The 18,684-nt window shown below is 68.8% G+C and carries 23 protein-coding genes; 11 read left to right on the top strand and 12 right to left on the bottom strand.

Annotation, left to right across the window (positions count from 1 at the left end):
* Nucleotides 1-1,926, top strand: coding sequence for an excinuclease ABC subunit UvrC (gene uvrC / locus FRZ32_RS00600; protein WP_147041670.1), 1,926 nt, complete (start codon nucleotides 1-3; stop codon nucleotides 1,924-1,926).
* Nucleotides 1,927-2,108: 182 nt separating this feature from the next.
* On the opposite strand, the gene FRZ32_RS00595 is transcribed toward uvrC, so the two are convergent.
* On the bottom strand, nucleotides 2,109-2,957 hold the full coding sequence (locus FRZ32_RS00595; protein ID WP_147041669.1) for a cupin domain-containing protein: 849 nt from the start codon (nucleotides 2,955-2,957) through the stop codon (nucleotides 2,109-2,111).
* A gap of 129 nt (nucleotides 2,958-3,086) precedes the next feature.
* Between FRZ32_RS00595 and recO the strand changes: the two genes are divergently transcribed.
* Nucleotides 3,087-3,722 (top strand): DNA repair protein RecO, encoded by a 636-nt coding sequence (gene recO, locus FRZ32_RS00590; RefSeq protein ID WP_147041668.1) that lies wholly within the window; start codon nucleotides 3,087-3,089, stop codon nucleotides 3,720-3,722.
* Between the two features lie 31 nt (nucleotides 3,723-3,753).
* Complete coding sequence (gene apaG / locus FRZ32_RS00585; RefSeq protein ID WP_147041667.1) at nucleotides 3,754-4,152, top strand: Co2+/Mg2+ efflux protein ApaG; 399 nt, start codon at nucleotides 3,754-3,756, stop codon at nucleotides 4,150-4,152.
* Here the strand turns inward: apaG and FRZ32_RS00580 are convergent.
* From FRZ32_RS00580 to parE, 6 genes are read right to left on the bottom strand one after another with little or no spacing between them, the layout of a single operon-like run.
* Nucleotides 4,149-4,646 carry a TM2 domain-containing protein gene (locus FRZ32_RS00580; protein WP_147041666.1) on the bottom strand — a complete coding sequence of 166 codons (498 nt, stop codon included), beginning with the start codon at nucleotides 4,644-4,646 and terminating at the stop codon, nucleotides 4,149-4,151. The genes apaG and FRZ32_RS00580 overlap by 4 nt on opposite strands.
* Nucleotides 4,647-4,680: 34 nt before the next feature.
* Nucleotides 4,681-6,009 carry a serine hydrolase gene (locus FRZ32_RS00575; protein WP_147041665.1) on the bottom strand — a complete coding sequence of 443 codons (1,329 nt, stop codon included), beginning with the start codon at nucleotides 6,007-6,009 and terminating at the stop codon, nucleotides 4,681-4,683.
* 3 nt (nucleotides 6,010-6,012) lie between these two features.
* Nucleotides 6,013-6,585 (bottom strand): hypothetical protein, encoded by a 573-nt coding sequence (locus FRZ32_RS00570; RefSeq protein ID WP_147041664.1) that lies wholly within the window; start codon nucleotides 6,583-6,585, stop codon nucleotides 6,013-6,015.
* The gene (locus FRZ32_RS00565) at nucleotides 6,582-7,103 is read right to left on the bottom strand and encodes an RNA polymerase sigma factor (RefSeq protein WP_147041663.1); all 522 of its coding nucleotides are present in this window, start codon (nucleotides 7,101-7,103) and stop codon (nucleotides 6,582-6,584) included. The genes FRZ32_RS00570 and FRZ32_RS00565 overlap by 4 nt, the downstream gene beginning before the upstream one ends.
* A 44-nt stretch (nucleotides 7,104-7,147) precedes the next feature.
* On the bottom strand, nucleotides 7,148-7,480 hold the full coding sequence (locus FRZ32_RS00560; protein WP_147041662.1) for a hypothetical protein: 333 nt from the start codon (nucleotides 7,478-7,480) through the stop codon (nucleotides 7,148-7,150).
* A 55-nt stretch (nucleotides 7,481-7,535) separates the two neighbouring features.
* Nucleotides 7,536-9,512: a DNA topoisomerase IV subunit B gene (parE, locus tag FRZ32_RS00555; protein ID WP_147041661.1), complete on the bottom strand. Its 1,977-nt coding sequence runs from the start codon at nucleotides 9,510-9,512 to the stop codon at nucleotides 7,536-7,538.
* A 242-nt stretch (nucleotides 9,513-9,754) separates the two neighbouring features.
* Between parE and FRZ32_RS15145 the strand changes: the two genes are divergently transcribed.
* Entirely contained in the window at nucleotides 9,755-10,489 is a 735-nt protein-coding gene (locus FRZ32_RS15145; RefSeq protein WP_158635775.1) for a hypothetical protein, read from the top strand.
* A 30-nt stretch (nucleotides 10,490-10,519) separates the two neighbouring features.
* On the opposite strand, the gene FRZ32_RS15385 is transcribed toward FRZ32_RS15145, so the two are convergent.
* Nucleotides 10,520-10,675, bottom strand: coding sequence for a hypothetical protein (locus FRZ32_RS15385; protein WP_192901861.1), 156 nt, complete (start codon nucleotides 10,673-10,675; stop codon nucleotides 10,520-10,522).
* Nucleotides 10,676-10,821: 146 nt separating this feature from the next.
* Nucleotides 10,822-11,490 (bottom strand): GcrA family cell cycle regulator, encoded by a 669-nt coding sequence (locus FRZ32_RS00540; RefSeq protein ID WP_147044271.1) that lies wholly within the window; start codon nucleotides 11,488-11,490, stop codon nucleotides 10,822-10,824.
* A gap of 60 nt (nucleotides 11,491-11,550) precedes the next feature.
* Here FRZ32_RS00540 and FRZ32_RS00535 point away from each other — a divergent pair, with 60 nt between their 5' ends.
* From FRZ32_RS00535 to queE, 7 genes are all read left to right on the top strand, one after another.
* Nucleotides 11,551-12,378 (top strand): ABC transporter permease, encoded by an 828-nt coding sequence (locus FRZ32_RS00535; RefSeq protein WP_147041658.1) that lies wholly within the window; start codon nucleotides 11,551-11,553, stop codon nucleotides 12,376-12,378.
* A gap of 126 nt (nucleotides 12,379-12,504) precedes the next feature.
* Entirely contained in the window at nucleotides 12,505-12,855 is a 351-nt protein-coding gene (locus FRZ32_RS00530; RefSeq protein WP_147041657.1) for a hypothetical protein, read from the top strand.
* Between the two features lie 122 nt (nucleotides 12,856-12,977).
* Nucleotides 12,978-14,162 carry an aspartate aminotransferase family protein gene (locus tag FRZ32_RS00525; protein ID WP_147041656.1) on the top strand — a complete coding sequence of 395 codons (1,185 nt, stop codon included), beginning with the start codon at nucleotides 12,978-12,980 and terminating at the stop codon, nucleotides 14,160-14,162.
* An 89-nt stretch (nucleotides 14,163-14,251) separates the two neighbouring features.
* Nucleotides 14,252-15,169 carry an Hsp33 family molecular chaperone HslO gene (hslO, locus tag FRZ32_RS00520; protein ID WP_147041655.1) on the top strand — a complete coding sequence of 306 codons (918 nt, stop codon included), beginning with the start codon at nucleotides 14,252-14,254 and terminating at the stop codon, nucleotides 15,167-15,169.
* Nucleotides 15,170-15,263: 94 nt separating this feature from the next.
* Nucleotides 15,264-15,665, top strand: coding sequence for a DUF3617 domain-containing protein (locus tag FRZ32_RS00515; RefSeq protein WP_147041654.1), 402 nt, complete (start codon nucleotides 15,264-15,266; stop codon nucleotides 15,663-15,665).
* 159 nt (nucleotides 15,666-15,824) lie between these two features.
* Complete coding sequence (queC, locus tag FRZ32_RS00510) at nucleotides 15,825-16,520, top strand: 7-cyano-7-deazaguanine synthase QueC (protein WP_147041653.1); 696 nt, start codon at nucleotides 15,825-15,827, stop codon at nucleotides 16,518-16,520.
* Nucleotides 16,517-17,143, top strand: coding sequence for a 7-carboxy-7-deazaguanine synthase (queE, locus tag FRZ32_RS00505; RefSeq protein WP_147041652.1), 627 nt, complete (start codon nucleotides 16,517-16,519; stop codon nucleotides 17,141-17,143). The genes queC and queE overlap by 4 nt, the downstream gene beginning before the upstream one ends.
* Before the next feature lie 3 nt (nucleotides 17,144-17,146).
* Here the strand turns inward: queE and FRZ32_RS00500 are convergent, their stop codons facing one another.
* The 3 genes from FRZ32_RS00500 to FRZ32_RS00490 all read right to left on the bottom strand — a co-directional run bounded on the left by FRZ32_RS00500 (nucleotide 17,147) and on the right by FRZ32_RS00490 (nucleotide 18,626).
* The gene (locus FRZ32_RS00500) at nucleotides 17,147-17,803 is read right to left on the bottom strand and encodes a hypothetical protein (RefSeq protein ID WP_147041651.1); all 657 of its coding nucleotides are present in this window, start codon (nucleotides 17,801-17,803) and stop codon (nucleotides 17,147-17,149) included.
* Between the two features lie 122 nt (nucleotides 17,804-17,925).
* Nucleotides 17,926-18,216, bottom strand: coding sequence for a hypothetical protein (locus FRZ32_RS00495; protein ID WP_147041650.1), 291 nt, complete (start codon nucleotides 18,214-18,216; stop codon nucleotides 17,926-17,928).
* A gap of 134 nt (nucleotides 18,217-18,350) precedes the next feature.
* Nucleotides 18,351-18,626: a hypothetical protein gene (locus FRZ32_RS00490; RefSeq protein WP_147041649.1), complete on the bottom strand. Its 276-nt coding sequence runs from the start codon at nucleotides 18,624-18,626 to the stop codon at nucleotides 18,351-18,353.
* Nucleotides 18,627-18,684 lie beyond the last annotated feature (58 nt).

Here is an 18,684-nt window from a genome sequence, read left to right as displayed (position 1 = left end):
ATGACCGATCCGACGACGAGCCCCGGCCGATTCAACGAGGAAAAGGCGACCTACACCGTTCGCGGCGCCGACGCGCCCGATCTGGAGGCCGGGATCGCCGCGATCCGCAAGGTGGTGAAGACGCTGCCGGTGCGGCCGGGCGTCTACCGGATGCTCGATGCGCGCGGCGACGTGCTCTATGTCGGCAAGGCGCGCGCGCTGAAGAACCGGGTGACGAGCTACACCCAGGTTCCCCGCCTCACCAAGAGGCTCCAGCGCATGGTCGCGCAGACCCGGTCCATGCAGATCGTCACCACCCATACCGAGGCGGAGGCGCTGCTGCTCGAGGCGCAGCTCATCAAGCGCTACCGGCCGCCCTACAATGTGCTGCTTCGCGACGACAAAAGCTTCCCCTTCATCCTGCTTCGCGAGGATCACGATTTCCCGCGCGTCCAGCTCCATCGCGGCGCGCGGCGCTTCAAGGGGCAGTATTACGGGCCCTTCGCCAGCGCCGGATCGGTGCGCGAGACGCTGAACGCGCTGCAGAAGCTGTTCCTCCTTCGCAGCTGCACCGACAGCTTCTTCGCCAATCGCTCGCGCCCTTGCCTGCTTTACCAGATCCGCCGCTGCTCGGCGCCGTGCGTCGGCCGGATCGACGAGGCCGCCTATGACGAGCTGGTCCGCGACGCGAAGGATTTCCTCTCCGGTCGATCGACCAAGATCCAGCAGAAGCTGGGCAAGCTGATGTCTGAGGCGGCGGAGAAGCAGGATTACGAGCTCGCCGCCGTCTATCGCGATCGGCTGCGCGCGCTCACCTTCATCCAGGGCGCGCAGGCGATCCACGCCGAAAAGCTCGGCGATGCCGATCTCTTCGCGCTCGCCGCGAAGGGCGGGCAGATGTGCATCCAGGCCTTCTTCATCCGCGGCGGCCAGAATTGGGGCCATCGCAGCTTCTTCCCGGCGCACACCAGCGACGTGCCGGAGGAAGAGGTGCTGCAGAGCTTCCTCGCCCAGTTCTACGAGGAGGTGCCGCCGGCGCGGCTGGTGCTGACCGATCGGCCGCTGCCCGAGGCGGAGCTGCTCGCCGAGGCCTTTTCGGAGCGCGCCGCGCGCAAGGTGCGGCTTCAGGCGCCGCAGCGCGGGGAGACCGCCCGGATGGTCCGCCAGGCCGCGCGCAACGCCGAGGAGGAGCTCGATCGCCGCCTCGCCGAAAGCTCGACCACCGCGAGGAACCTGCGCGAGATCGCCGACCTGTTCGAGCTGCCCGAGCCGCCCGAGCGGATCGAGGTCTATGACAACAGCCATGTGATGGGCACCAATGCGGTCGGCGCGATGATCGTCGCGGGGCCGGAGGGCTTCCGCAAGAACGCCTATCGCAAGTTCAACATCAAGCGGCCGGAGACCGCGCCCGGCGACGATTTCGCGATGATGCGCGAGGTGCTCGGCCGCCGCTTCGCCCGGCTGGAGAAGGAGGATCCGGATCGGTCGCGCGGCGAATGGCCCGATCTGCTGCTGATCGACGGCGGCAAGGGCCAGCTCTCGGCGGTGTGCGAAGTGCTTGAGGATGCCGGCGTCCACGACGTGCCCGTGGTTGGCGTCTCCAAGGGGCCGGATCGCAATGCCGGGCGCGAGACCTTCCACCTGCCGGGCGGGCGCGAATTCACCCTGCCGGCGAATGCGCCGGTGCTCTTCTATCTCCAGCGGCTGCGCGACGAGGCGCATCGCTTCGCGATCGGCGCGCACCGCCAGAAGCGGGCGAAGAGCCTGGTCACCAGCCCGCTCGACGACGTTCCCGGCATCGGCCCGGGCCGCAAGCGCGCGCTGCTCATGCATTTCGGCACGGCCCGCGCGGTGAAAGGTGCGGCGCTGGAGGATCTGGAAAAAGTCCCCGGCATCAGCCGCGCGACCGCACAGGGCATCTACGATTATTTCCACCCGCGCGGGTGAGGCTGGCGATGGGCTCTTCGAGGCTTCCGATACGCCCTTCGATACGCCGGTTCGACAAGCTCACCGGCCAGTCAGGATGAGCGCCGTGCTGCCACCATTCCAGCCACCTGGCCCGCTCATCCTGAGTAGGGGCTGAGCCCGGCGAAGGCCCGTATCGAAGGACGTCAGCGCATCGGGGCTGATCAGGCGGTTCGGCCCAGCGTGCGCGCCTTCCTGATCGCGCGATAGGCATAGGCCTTGCCGGCATTGGCGCGCGGGAAGGGGGCCGGGGCGGCGGGCTGCAGGCCCCATTTGCGGATCAGCCGGTTCATGCCGCGCGCGTCGGCCTCCTGATAGGACCAGTGCGAGCGCCAGGTGATCGAGAAGCTGATCGACGGCTCGGCCCCGTTGCGGACCCAGTGCGGCCGCTTCACCGGCACGTGAACGGCATCGCCCGGCGCCAGCTCGAAGCCGACGCCGAGCGCGGCAAAATCGGCGCGCCACGGCAGGTTGCGGTGGCTTCCGGCGTGATAGGCCTCGTGCAGCTCGTCGGGCACCACGCTGGCATCGCCGGGGAAGATGTTCATCGTCTTGCGGCCGCGGATCTGGAGCAGGATATTATGCTCCGGATCCATGTGGAACGGCGTCACCGCGCCGGGCGACGAGATGAAGATGAAACCCTGGTGGGTCAGCATCTCGCCGGTCGCCGGTTCGACCACCGGGGCGATCTCGCCGAGCACCGCCTCGAGCAGCGCCGCATAGGCCGGCACCCGCTCGACATGCTTCAGCACCATCCAGCTGCCGCATTCCTCGATCCCGCGGATCGTCTCCTCGATCGACAGGCCGGTCGCGCCGATCGCGCCGGGGTCGACCCCGATCGGCAGGTCGCCCGCATTATATTCGACGCTGGCCGGCGGCATCTGTCGCCCCAGCTCGACCAGCGCCTCCAGCGTCAGCAATTCGTGGCCGACGAGCCGGTGATTCAGCAGGCCCGGCTGTCCCGGATAGAAGGATCGCAGGCGGGCAAGATCGGCTTTGCCGAAGACGGACATCGGGACTCCTTCGCGCTTTCCGCGGCGGGTAGCGCAAAGTGGTATTCAGTGGGTTACCGTGCCCCCTCGCGCGCGGCCGCTGTATCGATTCGGGTCACCGCCGGGCGATTTCCTTGCTAGGCTCGATCCATGCACCTTCTGACCGAAGCCGTGATCGTCGCCGTGCGGGCGCATGGCGAGCATGGCGCGATCGTCCGCGCGCTGACGCCGGGCGCCGGCATCCAGGCCGGCTATGTGCGCGGCGGTCGATCGCGGCGGCTTCGGCCCGTGCTCGTGCCCGGCAACCGCGTCCAGGCCGAATATCGCGCCCGCACCGACGAGCAGCTCGCCCACCTGACGGCCGAGCTGGCCCACAGCCGCGCCTTCCTGCTCTCCGAGCCGCTGGCGGCGGCCGGGATCGAATGGGCGACGGCGCTGACCGCCGCCGCGCTCCCCGAAGCGCAGCCTTATCCGCAGGTCTATCTGGGCCTCGAAGGCCTGCTCGGTGCGATCGAGGCGGCGCCGAGCGCGCGCGGCTGGGCGGCGGCGCTGATCCGCTACGAGCTGCTGATGCTCGACGAGCTCGGCTTCGGGCTCGACGAGACCGCCCTGCTCGCGCTGCCGCCGGCGCTGCGCGCGCCCGGCACGCCGCCCTGGGTCGCGATTCGCGAGGGGCTCGGCGTCACCGGCCATTTCCTCGCGCGCGACCTCTTGGTGGATCGGCAGGCCGAGGTGCTGGCCGGGCGCGGCCGGCTGATCGACCGGCTGAAGCGGATCGCAGGTTGACCTGCCGGGCGCCGCGCCTCACATTTCCCCTGTGAAAGAGCTCTTCGCCCACTCCGCGACCACCGACGGCGTCACCGTCCGCGTGTCGGTCAGCTTCCTTCCCGAACAGTCGGAGCCTGCCAAGGGCCGCTGGTTCTGGGCCTATCATATCCGCATCGAGAACGGCTCCGCGCGCACCATCCAGCTGATCAGCCGCGAATGGACGATCAGCGACGGGCGCGGCGTCACACATGAGGTGCAGGGCGAGGGCGTGGTCGGCGAGCAGCCGGTGATGCAGCCCGGCGAATCGTTCGACTATGTCTCGGGCTGCCCGCTCCAGACCCCGACCGGGGCGATGTCGGGCCGCTATTTCATGGTCGCCGAGGACGGGGCCAGCTTTCCGGTCGATATCCCGCGATTCCCGCTGGTCGCGCCGGCGGTGACGAGCTAGCGGCGGCGCGCCTTGCTCATCCGCCCGATCAGGCGGCCGTCGGCGAGCATCCCCAGGGTACAGGCGACGAGGCCGAGGAAGGCGGGGTAATAGCCCGTCGCGAGGAGTCCCACGCTCACCGTGAACATGGCGGCGAGGATGCCGCCGCTGATCCGGCGGCCGAGATAGAGCCGGTGCGCGCCGGCGACGCCGAGCAGCATCCACAGCAGGAAGGCGACCGGATAGGATTTGCCCTCGAACGTCTCCGGCGGGCGGGGCGTCAGCGCGCGCGCGAGCCGCTCGATCTTCTGCTGCTGGACCTGCGTCGCGGCGGGGGCGGCGGCGCCGCCGTTTCGCGCGCGCTCGGCGGCGAGGAAGGCCTCGCGGCGCGCCGCCATCTCCTCGTCCGGCGAGAGCGGCCGCTGCGCCGGCGCCGCGGCGCCGAAAGCGGGCGCGTGGCGGGGTGCGGCGATGCCGCCGGCCAATCCCTTGCGTCCGAATGTCGCGCCGCTCATCCGGCCATTGTAGCGCCAGGCGGCAAATAGAGGGTTAAGAGCCCTGCACGAGGGTGGCGACGCGCGTCATCAGGCCGAGGAAGCGCGCCTCGTCCACCGCGGCCGCCGGATTGTTCCAGGCGCCGGTCACCACGAACCAGGCGCCCTCGCGGTCGCGCAGCAGCCAGGTGAGATCGATCACGCCCGGCTCCGATCCGCCCTTGTAGCCGACATAGGCGAAGCGCCCGCGCAGCGCCGGGCCGCCGGGATTGACCGCCAGGATGGCCCGCGCGGTCTCGCTGCCCTCGCGCCGCAGCCAGTCCATGGTTCGCGCCAGGTCCATCGGCGAGGCGAACCATTCCAGCGTGTCGATCCGCGACGGCGGCCCGGCGAGCAGGTCCGCCGGCAGCTGCGCCGCATCGAGCGCCGCATAATCGCGCGCGAGCAGGCGGCGGCGCCCGGCCTCGTCGGCATTGCGCCAGGCGTCGTAGGCCGGCTGCGGCGCCGCCTTGAGCGCGAAGAGTTCGAGCGTCGAGAGCAAGGGGCGGTTGCGCGGCGCGGCGGCGACGCCGATCGTCGTCATCATCCGCTCGACATTCTCGCGCCCGGCGATGTGGAGCAACGTATCGGTGGCGGTGTTGTCGCTGATCGAGATCATCAGCGTGGCGAGCGTCTGCAGCGTCATCGGCGTCCCCGCCGGCCAGGCCTGGAGGATGCCCGATGGCGCGGAGCGGCGGTCGAGCGGCACCACGTCGGCCCAGTGGCGCTGGCCGGCGCGCACCTGCCGGTCGAGCTCGGCGAGGATGAAGAGCTTGAACGCCGATCCGATCGCCATCGCCCGATCGGGCTCGATCCCGGCCATCGGCTGCGGCGGGCCGTCACCGAGCCGCGCGACCACCATTGAAGCGGTGCCGGGAAGCGCGCGGATTTCCGCCGTCACCGCGTCCATCGTGTCGCCGCTGAGCTCGGCGCCGGTGACGAGCAAGGTCTCGATCCGGTGCGGCGGATCGGCGGCGACGCCGATCAGGATGTGCAGCGTCCCGCGCTCGGTCGCGATGTCGATCGTGCCGGACCTGGCGTCGCGCGGCGCGATCCCGGTCACCCGTTCGGCCCGTCCATATTGCTGGACGATCTGGGCGGAGATGGCGCGCATCCGTTCCGCCGGCACCTGGGCGAGGAAGGCCGGCGCGAACAAGGCGTCGGGATCGCCGCCGCCGTTCAGCAGGGCGACGACATCGTCCGCGCGCTGCGTCAGGGCGGCGCTGGCCGATGCGTGGTTTGCGGTGGTTTGCGGGGTCGCCTGCGCGGCAACCGGTGCGGGCATCGCGAGCATGGCGGCGATGGCGGTGGCGACGGCAGAAATGGCGGGGCGGGAACGGGGCATGGATCAATCCTCCTGATCGGATTCGTCGAGCTTTGCGATCTCGCCATCGAGCCGGCGCGCACCGACACGGTTCAGCCAATGGATTCCACCGAAAACCACGATAGTCACCACAATCGCCGGCAGAATCCTCGCATTTGCCGCGCCGATCCCCGCATCGCCCGCCACCTCACGCCAGCGCGCGGCGAACAGGAGGGCGAGGCCGGGGACGAGCGGCGCGAGATACCAGCGCCACACGCTCGCGAGCGCATCGCGCTGCCGCGAAAGCTCGGCGCGATAATGATCGCGGACCGGGGCGGCGCCGTCCGGGCGATGTGCCGCCCCGCGCCGCCTGAGGCTGAAGAGGACGGCGACGACTCCCAGCACGATCGCCGCGCAGGCGATGCGGAACAGGCCGTCCTGCGCCCGCGCGCCGATCGCGCCGAACAGCGCGATGAGCACGCCGCCGGCGACATATTCGACGAGGTTGCGCCGTCGCACCCGGCGACGAAAGCGCGCGTCGCGGCCGCGCAGGTCTGCCGGCGACAGCGGCGGCAGGTGGGCATCGTCCGCCGCCCAGATCGAGCGCGGATCGGTCATGTCGGGTCTCCCGTCTGGAAATGGCGCGCGAGCAACGCCCTGATGCGATGCGTCTTCACCGCGACATTGGCTGGCGACAGTCCGGTCACTTCGGCGATCGCGGCGGCATCGAGCCCTTCGAGCCAGAGCAGGATCACCGATCGGTCGGCGGGCTTCAGCTGCTGGACGAGGCGGCGCAGGCGCGCGAGCGCATGGGCCTCGCCGGCGTCGCGTTCGGGATCGGCGGTGCCGGCGAGCGCCTCCGCCTCGTCGAGCCCGACCAGCTTCATCGATCGCGCGCCGCCGCGCCGGTGGGCGGCGGCGATGTTGTGCGTCACCCGAAAGGTCCAGGTGCCGATCGCGCAGCGGCCGTCATAGCCGGCGAAGCTTCGCCACAGGCCCAGGTGCATGTCCTGTTCGAGATCGAGGGCGCGATCGGCATCGGCCTCGACGGCGCGCGCCAGCCTGGCGAGCGCTGGCCCGTGCGCGGCGATGGCCTGCGCATAAAGTCCGTCCTGGTCGTGCTGGTCCCGCGCCATGATCCTTTAGTCGGCGGCGGCCGGCGTTTCTTACAGAAGAATCCTCAAACCCCCGGCCAGGCCAGGTTCAGCGCATAGCCCGCGATGACGAGGAGGACCAAACCGACCGCGATGTCGAAGCCGCGCACCGGGCGCATCAGATGGCTGGTGCCGCGCCGCCGCATGTCGATCGCGGTGATCCACAGCAGCGACAAGGCGCAGGCGACGGTGAGGACGAGCAGCCCGACGTAGCAGAGGAAAAGCCAGCGCCGCTCCTCCCCGAACAGCGCCTGGATCAGCAGCGCGGCGGCGCCGAAGGCGATCCCGAAATTCGTCGCGCGCTGGATCGTCCAGAGCGGCCGAGGGCGCGGCGGCTGGCGATGGCTCTTCCTCGTCATCGCGCCCCCACGCCCCGGCAGGTCGCTGCCTCCATTGCTCCCCCCTCCGCCATGATCAGGCGTCGATCTCCTCTTCGTCGAGCTGCGCCGCATGATCCTGGATGAAGCGGAAACGGTGCTCCGGGTTGCGGCCCATCAGCCGGTCGACCAAATCCTTCACCGCGGCGCGATCCTCATAATCGGCGGGAAGGGTGATGCGGATGAGGCTGCGCGTCCTGGGGTCCATCGTGGTTTCGCGAAGCTGCGCCGGGTTCATCTCGCCGAGGCCCTTGAACCGCGAGACCTCGACCTTCTTGCCCTTGAACATCGTCGCCTCGAGCTCGGCGCGATGCGCGTCGTCGCGGGCATAAGCGACGCTGGTGCCGGCGGAGAGGCGATAGAGCGGCGGCTGGGCGAGGAAGAGGTGCCCCCGCTTCACCAGCTCGGGCATCTCCTGGAAGAAGAAGGTCATCAGCAGCGTCGCGATATGCGCGCCGTCGACATCGGCGTCGGTCATGATGACGATCCGTTCGTAGCGAAGATCGTCCGGCTTGCAGCGATCGCGCACCCCGCAGCCGAGCGCCAGCGCGAGATCGGCGATCTCCTGGTTGGCGCGGATCTTGTCGGCGGTCGCCGACGCGACGTTCAGGATCTTGCCGCGGATCGGGAGGATCGCCTGCGTCTTGCGGTCGCGCGCCTGCTTGGCGGAGCCGCCGGCGCTGTCGCCTTCGACGATGAAGAGCTCGGTCCCCTCCGGATCGTCGTTCGCGCAATCGGTGAGCTTGCCGGGAAGCCTCAGCTTTCGCCCGGAGGTGGCCGTCTTGCGCTTGATCTCGCGCTCGGCGCGGCGCTTCAGCCGCTCGTCCATCCGATCGAGCACGAAGCCCAGAAGCGCGCGGCCGCGCTCCATATGATCGGCGAGGAAATGGTCGAAATGGTCGCGCACCGCATTTTCGACCAGACGCGCCGCATCGGGCGAGGTCAGCCGGTCCTTGGTCTGGCTCTGGAACTGCGGGTCGCGGATGAAGACCGAAAGCATGATCTCCGCGCCGGCGAGCAGGTCTTCGGACTGGATGTCCTTGGCCTTTTTTTGCCCGACCAGCTCACCGAAGGCGCGGATGCCCTTGGTCAGCGCGGTGCGCAGGCCCTGTTCGTGGGTGCCGCCGTCGGGCGTGGGGATGGTGTTGCAATAATAGGATTGCGCGCCTTCGCCCCAGATCGGCCAGGCGACCGCCCATTCGGCCGAGCCCTTCGCATCGGGGAAATCGTGCCGGCCGGCGAAGGGGGCGCTGGTCGCGGTCTCCTTGCCCTCGATCTGCTCCTTGAGATGATCGGCGAGGCCGCCCGGAAACTGGAACACCGCTTCGGCCGGCGTGTCGTCGTCGATCAGCGTCGGATCGCATTTCCAGCGTATCTCGACGCCGGCGAACAGATAGGCCTTGGACCGCGCGAGCCGGTAGAGCCGTTTCGGGCTGAAATGCGCGCCTTCGCCGAAGATTTCGGGATCGGGGGTGAAGGTGGTGCTGGTGCCGCGCCGGTTCTGGGTCGGGCCGACCTCGATCAGCTTCGACGTCGGCAGGCCGCGCGCGAAGGTCTGGCGATGGAGCTGCCGGTCGCGCGCGACCTCGACAATCGTCTCGGTCGACAAGGCGTTGACGACGCTGACGCCGACGCCGTGGAGGCCGCCCGAGGTCGCATAGGCCGTGTCGGAGAATTTGCCGCCCGAATGGAGGGTGGTGAGGATCACCTCCAGCGCCGACTTGCCCGGAAAGCGGGGATGCTCGTCGATCGGGATGCCGCGGCCATTGTCTGAAATGGTCAGCCGGTTGCCCGGCTCCAGCGTCATCTCGATCCTGGAGGCATGGCCGGCCACGGCCTCGTCCATCGAATTGTCGAGCACCTCGGCGGCGAGATGGTGCAGCGCGCGATCGTCCGTCCCGCCGATATACATGCCCGGGCGGCGGCGGACTGGCTCGAGCCCCTCCAGAACCTCGATCGCGGAGGCATCGTAATCGGCGGAGGTGCGGGAGGCGGAGGCGAACAGATCGGACATGAGCGAGGGTATAGGAGGGGCGGAGTCGCCCGGGCAAGGTTCTTGGGCTGTTCTATCCACAGGCGGAAGATGGGGCGGCCCGACGCAACGGCGCGGCGGCATGCGCTTGTCACGCGGCCGGGGCGGGCTTATCGCAAGCGACCCCAGCCGCGGGCATCCGGATCCGCGGACAATGCCACCGGAACCAGGTGTTTCTGACCAGGCCCATTCCTGCCTTCGCGTTCGTCCGGCGGGCTCGTGCCTTGACCGGGGGGCGTGCGCTCAGCGTCGGGCTCGCGCTGCTGATGGAGCTGTTGCTGCTGCTCCTCCTGCTGACGCTCGGCACGGCCCGGTCGCCCGGGGTCAAGGAATCGCGCACGACCTTGCTCAGTTTCCGGGCGGAAGAGGTCTCGCAGGACGACCGGACCGAGCAGCGGGCGCAGACACGCCGGCGAACGACGCGCGAACAGCCGGCGCCGCAGCCGGACCGGCCGGCGCCGCCATCGCAACCGCCCGCGGTTCCGGCCCAGCCGGCGCTCGTGGCGCCCGCGGCGCCGCCGGTGACGATCGTGCCAATGGCGTTCAATCTGACCCCGGGACTGCGCCGCCGCCCCGATCGGCCGGCGGCCGCGCCCTATGGGCCGCCGGCGCCGCCCAGTTCCGCGCCCGGCGATTCGGAGCGGGTCGGGACGGCGCCCAATGGCGAACCGCTCTACGCGGCCCAATGGTATGAGGAGCCGCGCGCGGAGATGTTGCGCTCTTACCTCTCGACCGCGCGCGGCCCCGGCTGGGGCCTCATCGCCTGCCGCACGGCGCCGGATTTCCGGGTCGAGGATTGCGTCCCGCTCGATGAATATCCGCAAGGATCGCAGATCAACCGGTCGGTGCTCGCCGCCGCGTGGGAGTTCAGGGTGCGCCCGCCGCGTCGTGGCGGGGAATCGCTGGTCGGGGCCTGGGTCCGGATCAGGATCGATTACGACCTGCGGCGTCAGCCCTAGGCGGCGGCGACGGATCACCCACGGCCCGGCTCAGGCGGCTTCCTCCACGGCGCCGTAAATCTGGTCGAGATAGGCCTGGGCGAGCTCGTAATGGGCCTGCACGACACGCGGGTCGCGGGCCTTCTGGGCCAGTTCCAATTGCGTCTCGGCGCGCTGCTCAAGATAATCGACATCGTCGGGCGACATGCGTCCGTTTCTCCATTCATGACTTTCCCGGAGACTCTTCGCCCCCTCCGGTAACCCTATAAGAATACGCGAAAAGGCCCGCGGTTCCCGGTAGAAACCGCAGGTCGTCGCATTCGCGATCAATTCATCGTGGCGCGGCGGTCCGCTTAACGGACGCGCGGGCCACCGAAGGGCAGGGGGGGCGGCGGCTTGCGGTCGCGGCGGGGCAGCTGCGCCTGATAGGCGACGCCGCAATGCTGGACGCAATAAGGGAAGCCTGGATTGGCCGGCGCGCCGCAGAAATGGAAATCGGGCTCCCCCGGATGGCCGATCGGCCACTTGCAGATGCGATCGTTGAGATCGAGCAGGCTGGTCTTGTCGGCGATCTCCGGGCTCGGCTTGGCCGGGACGAGCCGCCGCGGCGGCGCGGGCGGGATCGGCGCCTGCTGGTCGCCCGGACCCTGGCGGACGAAGCCGCCCGGGCCGATCGACCGGACCACCGGCTGGGCCGGCTGCTGCGGCGCCGTGGGCTGGGCCTGCGCCACCCCGGCCTTGGGCTCGGGCGCGGCGGCGGCGACCGGCGCGGGCCTCGGCTCGGGCGCCGGGCGCGGCGCCTTTTCCGATCGCTCGGGCTTGGCCTTCGTTGCCGGCGCGGCCGGCGCCTCGCCCTCGTTCGGCTTGACGGGCGACGGACGCGACTGGAGGCCAAGCCGGTGCGCCTTGCCGATCACGGCATTGCGGGAGACCCCGCCCAGTTCGTCCGCAATCTGGCTGGCGGTGATCCCCTGGCTCCACAGCTCCTTCAGCCGTTCGATCCGCTCGTCCGTCCACGACATCGTCATTTGCTTCCTTGCTAGGCTTGCCCGGCACGGCCTGCGCGACTAGCGGAGGCGATCATGAACGAGCAGGCTTCGAATTGGGTTCGCACCGCCCCCGGCGTTCCCGTGATCCGGAACGTCAATTGGGGCGGCCTCAAGACGCTCTATGTGAAGGAGGTGCGGCGTTTCTTCAAGGTCCAGCTGCAGACGGTGTGGGCGCCCGCGGTCACGACCATGCTGTTCCTCGTCATCTTCACCGTCGCATTGGGCCGCGCCGGGCGCACCGTGATGGGCGTGCCCTTCGCCGATTTCATCGCCCCCGGCCTGATCGTCATGGGCATGATCCAGAACGCCTTCGCCAATGCGAGCTTCTCGCTGCTGGTCGGCAAGATGCAGGGCACGATCGTCGACTATCTGATGCCGCCGCTATCGACCGGGGAGCTGATCGCCGGGCTGATCGGCGCGGCGGTGACGCGGGCCTTCCTGGTCGGCTTCGCGGTGTGGGCGGCGATGCTGCTGTGGCCCGGGGTCCATGTGATGCCGAGCCATCCGGCCGTGGTGTTCTGGTTCGGGCTGATGGGCGCATCGATGCTCGGCTTCCTCGGCCTCGTCACCTCGATCTGGGCCGAGAAGTTCGATCATGCCGCGGCGGTGACCAATTTCGTGGTCGCCCCGCTCTCGCTCCTCTCCGGCACCTTCTATTCGATCGAATCGCTCGCGCCCGCCTTCCGCGCGGTGAGCCATGCCAACCCGTTCTTCTATGTGATCTCCGGCTTTCGCTACGGCTTCCTCGGCACCGCCGATTCGCCGGTCCTGCTTGGCGGCATCCTGCTGCTGGGGATCAACATCGCGCTCGGATCATTGTGCTACGGCCTGCTGCGGAGCGGATGGAAGATCAAGGCCTGACACCTCGTTCCGTTCATACAAATCGCGACAATTATGAACGGATTCTGTCGTGGCCGTTCAGCCGTTTCGCAGCGCACGGTTTCTAGAACCGGTTCTGCCAAAGTGCACCAACGAGGAGTTGTTTCGATGCGTAAGTTGCTCATTTCCGCCGCGCTCGCCGGCGCCGCGCTCACCGCAGCCGCGCCGGCTTCGGCGCAGCCCTGGCGGCTCACCCCGGTCGTGTCGGCGCAGATCCGGCAGGACATCAACCAGCTCGACATGCAGATCAACCGTGCCCAGCAGCGTCGCACGATTTCGCCGCGCGAGGCCGCCAGCCTGCGCCGCGAGGCGTTGCAGCTCCGCCGCACCTACCAGATCTACCAGCGCGGCGGGCTCAACCGGGCCGAGGTCCGCACCCTGCAGAACGGCATCAACCGGCTGCACATGCGCCTGCGCCTCGAGCAGCGCGACTGGGATCGCGTCCCCGGCCGCCGCTAAGGCCAACCAAAGGGCGCCGCGTTCGTTGACGCGGCGCCCCCGAAATCTCTATAGCGAGAGTTGAGAAGGCGGCCTGTTACAGGCCGCCTTTTTCCCTTGGACACCTCGCCTGGAGAGCTTCGATGACCATCACCCCGCTCATGCCCGTCTATCCGCGCTCGCCGGTGCGGCCGGTGCGAGGCGAGGGGGTGTATCTCTATGGCGAGGGCGGCGAGAAATATCTCGATTTCGCCAGCGGCATCGCCGTCAACCTGCTCGGCCACGGCCATCCGGTGCTTACCAAGGCGATCCAGAAGCAGGCGGAGACGCTGATCCACGTCTCCAACCTCTATGGCAGCCCGCAGGGCGAATCCTTCGCGACCCGGCTCACCAAGCTGACCTTCGCCGACACCGTCTTCCTCACCAATTCCGGCGCCGAGGCGGTGGAATGCGCGATCAAGACCGCGCGGCGTTACCACCATCATCACGGGCGCCCGGAAAAGCATGAGCTGATCACGTTCAGCAGCGCCTTCCACGGCCGCACGCTGGGCACGATCAGCGCGACCAACCAGGAGAAGCTGCGCGACGGCTTCGCACCGCTGCTGCCCGGCTTCCACGTCGTCGAGTTCGACAATCTCGAGGCCGCGAAGGCCGCGATGAACGAGCATACGGCCGGGTTCCTGGTCGAGCCGGTCCAGGGCGAAGGCGGCATCCGCCCGGCGAGCCAGGAATTCCTGCGTGGCCTGCGCCAGCTCGCCGACGAGAACGACCTGATGCTCGTCCTCGACGAGGTCCAGTGCGGCTATGCGCGCACCGGCAAGCTCTTCGCCCATGAACATTACGGGATCACGCCGGACATCATGGCCGCGGCCAAGGGCATCGGCGGCGGCTTCCCGATGGGCGCCTGCCTCGCGACCGAAAAGGCGGCGGCCGGCATGACGATCGGCACGCACGGATCGACCTATGGCGGCAACCCGCTCGCCTGCGCGGCGGGCGAGGCCGTGCTCGATGTCGTCGCCAATGACGAATTCCTCGACCATGTCACGCGCATGGGCGAGCGGCTCAAGGGCGCGCTCGAGCAGATGATCCCCAATCACGATCACCTGTTCGAAGGCGTACGCGGGCTCGGCCTGATGCTCGGCGTCAAGATGAAGACCGACAGCCGCGCCTTCGTCACCTATCTGCGCGAACATGGCCTGCTGACGGTCGCCGCCGGCGACAATGTGGTGCGCGTGCTGCCGCCGCTGATCATCGAGGACGCCCATATCACCGAATTCGTCGAGCGGCTTTCGAAGGCCGCGGCGCAATATGAGGTGCCGGCGGCCTGAGTGCCGATAGCCCCGCTCGTCCATGACGATCGAGGGGGACGCGCGCGGGGACGGGCGCGGCCTATTGACGGCGCGCTCTTCGTCGCCACATGTCCCCCATGGCTACAATTTCCGAACTTCGCCCCGCGGCGATCGATGTCGCGGTCGGTTTCACCCTGCCGGGGCGTCACGCGCGCGGGCGGCTCGTCCGGCTCGGGCCGGTGCTTGGGGAGATCCTGTCCGCCCACGCCTATCCCGCGCCGATCGCTCGGCTCCTCGGGGAGGCGCTGGTGCTCGCCGGGCTTCTGGGCGCGATGCTCAAGGATGCCGACGGCCAGCTGACCCTCCAGGCGCAGACCGAGGCGGGGATCGTCGATCTGCTGGTGTGCGATTATAAGGGCGGCGAGCTGCGCGGCTATGTGCGCTTCGACGCCGATCGCCTCGCCGCGGCGCCGCGGCCGACCCTCGCGGACCTGTTCGGCAAGGGCTATCTCGCCATCACCTTCGATCAGGCGGCGACGGGCGAGCGCTACCAGGGGATCGTTCCGCTGGAGGGCGGAAGCCTCGCCGAGGCGGCGCAGCATTATTTCGCCCAGTCTGAGCAGATTCCGAGCTTCGTCAGGCTCGCGGTCGACGATAGCGGCCATGTCGCCGGCGGCCTGCTCGTCCAGCATCTTCCGGAAGGCGAGGAGGGGCGCGACCGGCTCCACACCCGCCTCGATCATCCCGAATGGGATCATGTCCGCATCCTCGCGGAAACGGTCCGCGACGGCGAGCTCACCGATGCCGAGCTCCCGCTCGAGACCCTGTTGTGGCGGTTGTTTCACGAGGAAGAGGAGGTGCGCGTGCTCGGCGCGGTCGGGCTGTCCCGCGGCTGTCGCTGCAATGCGGAGCATATCCGATCGGTGCTGTCGCGCTTTTCGGCCGAGGAGCGGGCCACGATGGCTGACGCCGACGGGATGATCGCCGTCGATTGCGAATTCTGTTCGCGCGCCTTTCCGGTTGCGATTGGCGACCTTGCCGACTGATCCGCCGCATGGCGGTCGATTTTCGGCCCCAATTCCGGGCGACACTGCACGTTCTGGACCGAGGGGGATTCGGTCGCATCGACGTGGTGACCGCATGGGCAAGTTCCTGTCTGGCCGGGTGTCAGCGCTCGGCGCCATCTTTCTCGGTCTCGCCGCGATGCAGGCCGTGCCCGCAGCGCTGCCGCTGCTCGGCACGCTCGAGCCTGGCCGGTGGGAGCTGCGCGACGAGGGCAACCGGCTGATCTCGTCGATCTGCCTGGGCGATCCGGCGCAGCTGGTCCAGATCCAGCATGCCGGCCGGAACTGCTCCCGCAGCCTGATCTCGGCCGATTCGCGCAGCCTGACGCTTCGCTATTCCTGTCCGGCATCGGGATCGGGCCGCACCACGATCCTGGTCGAAACGCCGCGACTGGTTCAGATCGACAGCCAGGGCCTGTTCAACGGCGCCCCCTTCGCGCTCCACGTCCAGGGTCGCAAAGTGGGTCCATGTTCCTGAAAAAACAGCATTAACGCGTTGTTTACCATCGCGCCGGTAGAAGGAGGGCGTGCCGGGATTTGGCACGCTTTCCTCCCTAGCAGGCTTCAAGCCTGAACTGGGCCGCTCCGAAACGGGCGGCCCATTCTTTTTCCCGGCGCGCGGCCTATATGCGCGCGCATGGCTCAGGCATCCAAAGCACCGCTTGGCGTCGTCCTGCTTTCGGGCGGCATGGATTCGATGGTCGTCGCGGGGCTCGCGCGCGAAGCCGGCTATCGGTTGGCCGCGCTCACCATAGACTATAACCAGCGGCATCGGGTCGAACTCCAGGCGGCGGCGCGGATCGCCGCGCATCTCGACGCCGAACGGCATGTCGTGCTGCCGCTCGATCTCACGCGATTCGGCGGATCGGCGCTGACCGCCGACATCGCCGTCCCGAAAGGCGGGGTGGGCGAGGGCATACCGGTGACCTATGTTCCGGCGCGCAACACCATCTTCCTTTCTCTGTGCCTCGGATGGGCGGAGGCGATCGGCGCGCGGGACCTGTTCATCGGCGTCAACGCGCTCGATTATTCGGGCTATCCCGATTGCCGGCCCGAATTCGTTCGCGCGTTCGAAGACATGGCGAACCTTGCCACCAAGGCTGGAGTGGAAGGCGATCGCTTCACCGTCCACACGCCGCTCATGGCGATGACCAAGGCCGACATTTCGCGCGAGGCCGCGCGACTCGGGCTCGACGCGGCGATGAGCTGGACCTGCTACGATCCGACTCCGGCCGGCGAACATTGCGGCGCCTGCGATTCGTGCCGCCTGCGCGCCCGCGGCTTTGCTGAGGCGGGCCTGCCCGATCCGACCGTCTACGCGGCGCGGTCGTGACCTACGCGGTCAAGGAAATGTTCCTGACCCTCCAGGGGGAGGGGATGCAGGCGGGCCGACGCGCGGTCTTCCTGCGCATGGCCGGGTGCAATTTGTGGAGCGGGCGCGAGATCGATCGACCGACCGCGCAATGCCGCTTTTGCGACACCGACTTCGTCGGCACGGATGGCGAGAATGGCGGCCGCTATGCGGCCGGCGCGCTGGCGGACAGGGCGGCGGCGCTGTGGGGAGAGGGAGACCGTCCGCTGGTCGTCATCACCGGAGGCGAGCCGACGCTCCAGCTCGACGCCGCGCTCATCGACGCGCTGCACGCCGCCGGGTTCGAGATCGCGATCGAGACCAATGGGACGCTCCCGGCGCCGGCGGGGCTCGACTGGATCTGCGTCAGCCCGAAGGCGGGAACCGAGATCGTCCAGCGCCGGGGCAATGAGCTCAAGCTCGTCTGGCCGCAGACGGGAATCGATCCGGCCGCGCTGCTCGGCTGGGACTTCGATCATTTCCTGATCCAGCCGATGGACTGCGCCGACGCCGTGGCCGCACGCGCGGCAGCGATCGATTATGTGATGAGACACCCGCGCTGGGCGCTCAGCCTGCAGACCCACAAGCTGCTCGGGCTTCCCTGAACGTCAGCCGCCGCGCTGGCACTCGCGCCGCTCCCGGCCGCGCAGTCGCGAGCAATCGGGCGGGTCGAGCTGGATCGGGGCGAGGCGCACCGGCATCCGCATGAAGGCGTAACTGTCGTAGAACGGCGTCAGGCTGCCGCGCAGCTCGCGCAGCCGTTCGGTCGCGAGCGTGTGGAATTCGCCCTGGCGGCGGGTGAGCGCGTCCTTGGCGATCCGCGCCGCCGCCTGGCAGAAGCCGAGCTGGGCATTCAGCGTCGAAAAGCCGTTATAGGTGCGCGTCGAATAATCGTCGAAGCGGCGCGGCCCCTGGGCGCCGGCGGTGCGACGGAAATAGCCTTCGAGCGTCTGATAGGCGCGGTTGAGCTCGCCCGAATGCTGGCCGAGCACCGCGTTGTAATTGTCGACCGCGCGCAGATAGGGCGAGAACTGGCATTGCAGGGCGGCCACGTTGAGGCCGGAGCGCAGGTTCCAGATCATGCCCGCCTGCGCCTCCGCCGGCGTCGCGCCGGGCAGCGGGATGCCGACCAGCGGATCATCGGGGGTCATCGGGCCGCTGGGGATCTGTGGATCGTAGAGGAAAAGCTGCGCGGAGGCCGGCGCCCCCGGGGCGGCCGCGGCCAGCGCCAGCATCGCCGTCGCGATGATCCTTGCTTTCGTCATCCACTCCTCCGCCACGATCATCCTAAGGGACGGTGGGCGGCCCTGTCACCACGACCGGCGCTCGCGGCGCGGCGCGGATGCGCCACGCCTTGCGGCGCCGGCGGCGGGCCGCCCGTCGCCGCTCACATCCCCGCGACGTTGCTGTCGACCGTGTCGCCGGCCGCGGTGCCGGCGCCCGTGTCGGTGGCTGCTTCGTTGGACATCGTCGTGTCGTTCACGATCGGCGCCGGGGCCGGCGCATTGGCGACGCTTTCCATCGCGCTCGAGTCATTCCCGGCCTGGTCGATCATCAAATTGCTGTCGAGATCGCTGGCGGTGTTGTTCGCGGCCTCGCCGCCATGACCGCCGCAGGCCGCGACGAACAGCGCCGAAGCGGCGACCATCGAGACGCGCAGGGTGGAAATGAAACGCATGGTAAAGCTCCCTTTGGCTTGAAACGCCTCGCCTTATCCCTCCCCGGCGGCGCGGGCGCAAGCCGGCGGAAGGCGCAAAAAAAGAAGGCCGCCGGAAACCGGCGGCCTTCCGTCGATAGCGTAGAACGCCTGGCTTACTGGCCGTTGGTGGCCGCAGCGTTCGCGTCGGTCGCCGTCGCGTTGGCGTCGGTCGCCGTCGCGTCGGTCATCGCATTGGCGTCGGTCATCGCGTTGGCGTCGGTCATGTTCGCGTCCATGCCGGTATCGGTCGCGTTCATGTCGTACATGGAATCGTTGCCCATCTCGGTGTTCGCGGTGGTGTTGGTGCTGTTGCCGCCGCAAGCCGCAACGAACAGGGCCGCGCCGGCAATCATCGAACCGGTGGCGATTTTCTTGAGAATGTCACGCATTAAAAGGTCTCCCTAGATTGATGATTTGGTCGGGTAGGCCCCCTCGTTGTCCCAAATC

The organism is Sphingosinicella ginsenosidimutans, assembly GCF_007995055.1.
Classification (GTDB): domain Bacteria; phylum Pseudomonadota; class Alphaproteobacteria; order Sphingomonadales; family Sphingomonadaceae; genus Allosphingosinicella; species Allosphingosinicella ginsenosidimutans.
This window is presented reverse-complemented; position numbering and strand designations above follow the sequence as displayed.